The sequence below is a fragment of the uncultured Arenimonas sp. genome (assembly GCF_963976025.1).
Taxonomy (GTDB): Bacteria; Pseudomonadota; Gammaproteobacteria; order Xanthomonadales; family Xanthomonadaceae; genus Arenimonas.
In genome coordinates, this window is the sequence record NZ_CAXBJS010000164.1 from 1 (window position 1) to 5,862 (window position 5,862).

The 5,862-nt window shown below is 67.5% G+C and carries 4 protein-coding genes; 2 read left to right on the plus strand and 2 right to left on the minus strand.

The genetic code is table 11. From position 1 onward, the window contains the following. Positions 1 to 67 precede the first annotated feature (67 nt). A complete protein-coding gene (locus tag AACZ35_RS11585; RefSeq protein ID WP_339829410.1) occupies positions 68 to 796 on the plus strand; it encodes a TorF family putative porin in 729 nt (242 codons plus the stop codon). A 66-nt stretch (positions 797 to 862) separates the two neighbouring features. Here AACZ35_RS11585 and tdh read toward each other — a convergent pair whose 3' ends face one another. After that, a complete protein-coding gene (tdh, locus tag AACZ35_RS11590; protein ID WP_339829412.1) occupies positions 863 to 1,900 on the minus strand; it encodes an L-threonine 3-dehydrogenase in 1,038 nt (345 codons plus the stop codon). A 101-nt stretch (positions 1,901 to 2,001) separates the two neighbouring features. Continuing rightward, on the minus strand, positions 2,002 to 3,153 hold the full coding sequence (locus AACZ35_RS11595) for an autotransporter outer membrane beta-barrel domain-containing protein (RefSeq protein WP_339829415.1): 1,152 nt from the start codon (positions 3,151 to 3,153) through the stop codon (positions 2,002 to 2,004). 104 nt (positions 3,154 to 3,257) lie between these two features. Here AACZ35_RS11595 and AACZ35_RS11600 point away from each other — a divergent pair, with 104 nt between their 5' ends. Further along, the gene (locus AACZ35_RS11600) at positions 3,258 to 5,387 is read left to right on the plus strand and encodes a S46 family peptidase (protein ID WP_339829417.1); all 2,130 of its coding nucleotides are present in this window, start codon (positions 3,258 to 3,260) and stop codon (positions 5,385 to 5,387) included. Positions 5,388 to 5,862 lie beyond the last annotated feature (475 nt).

Consider the following 5,862-nt stretch of genomic DNA (forward strand, 5'->3'; position numbering starts at 1 on the left):
GCTTGCTGCGCCGCAGCATGGATTATGATTTCGTGAAATTTGCCCCGACCTGCAAGGACCTGACCCAATGAAGACCCGGAAAATGCTGCCCTTCGCCCTGGCCGCCGCGCTGTTCGCGCTGCCGCTGGCCGCCGCCGCCCAGGACGCCGAAGAGGCGGCCGAAGAGGAGTCGATGTACAGCTGGAACGCCGCCATCGCCACCGACTACATGTTCCGCGGCGTTTCCCAGACCGACGGCGAGGCCTCGCTGCAGCTGGGCGCCGACCTGGCCTTCGACAACGGCATCTACGTCGGCGTCTGGGGTTCGAACGTGGACTTCGGCGCCGGTGGCCCGGACATCGAGATCGACACCTACATCGGCTGGAACGTCGACCTGTCCGACCGCTGGAACCTGGACCTGATGCTCAACCGCTACAACTACATCGGCGAACAGGACGGCTACGGCGACAGCGACTACAACGAACTGATCGGCATCCTGGCCCTGGACGAGACCTGGTCCTTCACCCTGGGCTACACCAACGACGTCTACGCGCTCGACGACGACGGCTTCTACTACGGCCTGGGCGGCAGCTTCGACATCGGCTACGACTGGGGCCTGGACATCAGCGTCGGCCGCAGCACCTTCGGCAACAGCACCGGCATCGACGACTACAGCGACTTCTCGGTCGGCGTGAACCGCGACTTCGGTCCGGTCAACCTGGCCGTCGGTTACTACGGCACCGACGGCTCGGGCGACGACAACTTCGGCGACGCCGCCGACAACCGTTTCATGCTGACCCTGTCGATCGGCGGCTGAACCCCGCTTTACGGCAAGAAAAAGGGCGCCCCAGGGGCGCCCTTTTTCGTATCCGCGCCGGTGCCATCAGCCCCAGCTGCAGACGACCTTGCCGCACTGGCCGGTTTCCATCAGGTCGAAACCCTTCTGGAAATCGTCGATGTGCATCTGGTGGGTGAGCACCTTGCCCAGCGGGAAACCCGACTGGATGAGCTGGGTCATCTTGTACCAGGTCTCGTACATCTTGCGGCCGTAGATGCCGTGCAGCACCAGGCCCTTGAAGATGACCTTGTCCCAGTTGATGCCGGCGCCGTTGGGCAGGATGCCCAGCAGGGCGACCTTGCCGCCGTTGTACATGCAGTCGAGCATGTCGTTGAAGGCGTGCGGGTTGCCGCTCATCTCCAGCGCCACGTCGAAGCCCTCCATGTGCAGGTCCTTCATGACGTCCTTGAGCGACTGCTTGGAGACGTTGACCACGCGGGTGGCGCCCATGTCGGCGGCAAGCTTGAGGCGGTAGTCGTTGACGTCGGTGACCACCACGTTGCGCGCGCCGATGTGCTTGCAGATGCCCGCGGCGATGATGCCGATCGGGCCGGCGCCGGTGATCAGCACGTCTTCGCCGACCACGTCGAATTCCAGCGCGCAGTGCGCGGCATTGCCGTAGGGGTCGAAGAACGCGGCCAGCTCCGACGGGATGCTGTCGGGGATCGGCCAGAGGTTGGACGAGGGCATGACGATGTATTCGGCGAAGGCGCCGTTGCGGTTCACGCCGATGCCGGTGGTGTTCGGGCACAGGTGCTGGCGGCCGGCGCGGCAGTTGCGGCAATGGCCGCAGACGATGTGGCCTTCGGCCGACACGCGGTCGCCGATGGCGTAGCCGGTGACGCCCGGGCCCATCTCGACGATGCGGCCGACGAACTCGTGGCCGATCACCAGGCCGGGCTTGATCGTGCGCTGGCTCCACTCGTCCCACTTGTAGATGTGCAGGTCGGTGCCGCAGATCGCGGTTTTTTCCAGCTTGATCAGGACTTCGTTGGGACCGGGCGCGGGCACCGGCACCTGTTCCATCCACATGCCTTTTTCGGGGTGGCGCTTCACCAGCGCCTTCATCATCTGCTGTGCCATGGTCTGTTCGGTCCGTCGGTCCGTGGGGCCCGTGCGGGGCCGTGAAGCCCGCAATTATACGCCGCCGGTGTTAACCGGCCGGCAAGGCAGCCAGCCGTGGTTCAGGGCAGCTCGATCCGCCAGCCCAGGGCCAGCAGCTGTTCGTCCAGGAAGGCGTGGCCAAAGCGCGTGCGCCACTCGATGAAGGCCGAATGCCCGCCGGTGAACACGAACACCGCGCCCAGTCCGGCTTCGCCCCAGTTGTTGTCGGCGTCGTCGGTGTCGAAGACCACCGGGGTGCCGTTGGCATCGGCGGCGAAGTTGACCGCCAGCGGCCGCGCGCCGTTGGCGAATTCATGCCGCCAGCCCAGCCGGGCCTGCGGCTGCCAGACGCCCCAGCCGGTTGACACCGTGCGCGCCAGCCCGAGGTCCAGGCGTGCGCGCCGGCTGCTGATCGTGCGGCCCGGCACCACCAGGGCCAGGCCGGCGCCGCCGGATTCGGTGTAGGCGTCGATGCGCGTGCGCTGCCAGTCCAGGCCACCCGACAGCTGCCATTCCCAGGCCTGCCGGGCGTGGCTCCAGGTCGCGCCCAGGCCCGCGAGGTCGCGCGTGGCCGAGGCGTCGGCGGTGGCCAGCGCCTGCACCGACACGCCGCTGAGCAGGGTGTAGTCGATGGACCGGCGCAGGTCGTAGTCGCCGTCGAGGCGGCCGGCGTAGGCATCGATGGAGACACTGTCGCTGGCCATCCAGCCGCCGAGCAGCATCGCGCCGGTGTAGCGGATGCGCGTGCGTCCGTCCGAGCCCAGGAAGTCCAGGTCTTCGCGGGCGTGGTTGAGCATCAGCCCGAAGCGCCAGTCGGCGCGCGGCGCCCAGTCCAGGCCGGCGCCCAGGGCCCAGGTGTCGCCGTCGAACGGCGCCTCGTTGATGCCGTCGCGACGCTTGAGCCGGCCGACGTCGGCGCTGGCGAAGGCCGACCAGCCGGCGCCGAGTTCGGTGCGCAGTTGGTCCTGGTCGGGGGAGCCGTCGCGGGTGGCCGCCCGGCCCTGGCCCGGGATCTCGCCCAGGAAGTTGCCCGCCGCGGAACTGTCGCGGCTGCCGGGGCCGCCGTTGGCGATTTCGGCGCAGCGCAGGGCCAGGTCGCTGCCGGGCGCGGCGCCCAGGCACAGGGTGGTCCAGAGATTGGCCAGGGCGTCGTCGGGCGCCTGCCCGCGCACCGGCGAAACCAGGGCGAAACCGCACAGTCCGATCGCCAGCAACCAGGCCCGCCTACGCATATCCAGCCCTCCCTTGTCCCCTGTCGAAAGTCTACGCCGCCACCGGCTGCCGGCAAGCGCCGCCGCTGCTAGGCTTGGGGTTTCGCCCCACCGAGGTAAAACGCATGCGAGTGACGATCCTGGCCGCCGCCCTGGCGCTTTCTTTCTCCGCCCATGCCCGCGAGGGCATGTGGGTTCCCCAGCAGCTGCCGGAAATCGCCGGCCCGCTGAAGGAAGCCGGCCTCGAGCTGCCGCCCGAACAGCTGGCCAACCTCACCGGCGACCCGATGGGCGCCGTGGTCGCGCTGGGCGGCTGCACGGCCTCCTTCGTGTCGCCCGAAGGCCTGGTGGTCACCAACCACCACTGCGCCTACGGCGCGATACAGCTCAACTCCACCGCCGAAAGCAACCTGATGGAAGTGGGCTTCAACGCCGCCACCCGCGGCGAAGAACTTTCCGCCGGCCCCAACGCCCGCGTTTACGTGATGGACCGCATCACCGACGTCACCGACAAGGTGCAGGCGGCCGCCGGCGACCTGGGCGGCATCGAACGCAACAAGGCGCTCGAGGACATCCAGAAGCAGCTGATCGCCGAATGCGAGCAGGGTGAAGGCTACCGCTGCACGCTCTACAGCTTCTTCAGCGGCCAGACCTACCGCCTGTTCCGCCAGGTCGAAATCAAGGACGTGCGCCTGGTGTACGCGCCGCCGCGCGCCATCGGCAACTACGGCGGCGAGATCGACAACTGGATGTGGCCGCGTCACACCGGCGATTTCGCCTTCTACCGCGCCTACGTCGGCAAGGACGGCAAGCCGGCCGCGTACTCCGAGGACAACGTGCCCTACGAGCCGAACCAGCACCTGAAGCTGGCCGCCCAGGGCCTGGAAAAGGGCGACTTCGTGATGGTCGCCGGCTACCCGGGCACCACCAGCCGCTACGCGCTGTACGACGAATTCCAGGCCGTGGCCGACTGGCAGTACCCGAAGGTCGGCCAGCACCTGCGCAACCTGGTGGCCATCATCGAAGCGGCCGGCAACGACGACGCCGACATCGAGGTGAAGTACGCCAGCCAGATCCGCGGCTACCAGAACGCGATGAAGAACTGGTCCGGCCAGCTGGAAGGCTTCGAGCGCATCGACGCCTCGGGCACCAAGCGCGCCGAAGAAGAGGCCGTGCTGGCCTGGCTGCGCAAGCAGGGCGACGACGGCAAGGCCGGCCTGCAGGCGCACGCGCGCCTGGTCGAACTGGCCGCCGAAGCCCGCGAAACCCGCGAACGCGACCTGGTGGTCGGCCAGATCGCCGGCGGTGGCCTGCTGGGCAACCTGCGCATGCTGCACCGCCTGGCCATCGAATCGGCCAAGCCGGACGCCGAGCGCACGGTGGGTTACCAGGAGCGCGACCTGCCGCGCATCGAAGGCGCGGTGCGCCAGCTTGATCGGCGCTACCACCCGGAAATGGAAAAGCAGCTGATGGCCTATTGGCTGGCCGAGTACATCCAGCTGCCGGCCGACCAGCGCGTCGAGGCGATCGACACCTGGCTGGGCGGCAACGACCAGGCGGCGATCGACCGCGCGCTCGAGCGCACCTACGCGAACACCAAGCTGGCCGACACCGACGCCCGCCTGGCCCTGCTCAAGGCCGACCAGGCTTCGATCGAGGCCATGGACGACCCGCTGCTGGACCTGGCGGTGGCGCTGTACCCGACGATGAAGGCGATGGAAGACCGCAACGACGCACGTTCGGGCGACCAGAACCGCTACCGCCCGGTCTACCTGGCGGCGGTGCAGGGTTACAAGCGCGAGCAGGGCAAGGGTGTCTACCCGGACGCGAACCTGAGCCTGCGCATCACCTACGGCAACGTCATGGGTTATTCGCCGAAGGATGGCGTTTACTACACGCCGTTCACTTCGCTCGACGGGCTGGTGGCGAAGGCGACGGACGAAGATCCGTTCGACGCGCCGAAGGCGCAGCTCGACGCCATCGCTGCGATGAGCGAGGAGGAGAAGGCGGCGGTGCCGGTGAACTTCCTGTCGGACCTGGACATCACGGGTGGCAATTCGGGTTCGCCGGTGCTCAACGGCAAGGGTGAGCTGGTTGGCCTGGCTTTCGACGGCAACTGGGAGTCGGTGAGCTCGAACTGGGTGTTCGACCCGGCGATGACCCGCATGATCGCGGTGGACCACCGCTACATGGTCTGGATCATGGACAAGGTCTATCCGGCCCCGCACCTGCTCAAGGAAATGGGCGCCCGCTGATCCGCCGTGGGAGGGGCTTCAGTCCCGAGAAACCGGAACCGGAAAACGGCGCGCATCCCGCGCCGTTTTCTTTTGTCTGCCCCTGTAGGAGCGCCTTCAGGCGCGAATCTTCTGCCCTTGGTCCTTGGCCTTCGGCCAAGCAAAGCGTCGCCCTCGTAGGTTTCGCGGGTGGAGGCGCCGCGCATTCGCCCCGGCCGACACGCCGCAAGTACGTCCGTGTAGGCTCATCGTCGACATCCATGTCTCCGATGGTCGGCCGGGGCGAACGCGCGACACCTCCTCAACGCCACGGGGTGGCCGATGGGAGAGCGGCTACTCGGTAAATCGGAGCATCAGTGCATTCGTGGCGGGCAAGCGAGCGCGCTTTGCGCTCTTGCGCTCCTGCGCTCTTGATCTCCTGCCGGCCCCGACGTTCATTCAAGGAGGTAGCGTGCAGTCGCCCTGACCGACCATCGGAGACATGGATGTCGACGAT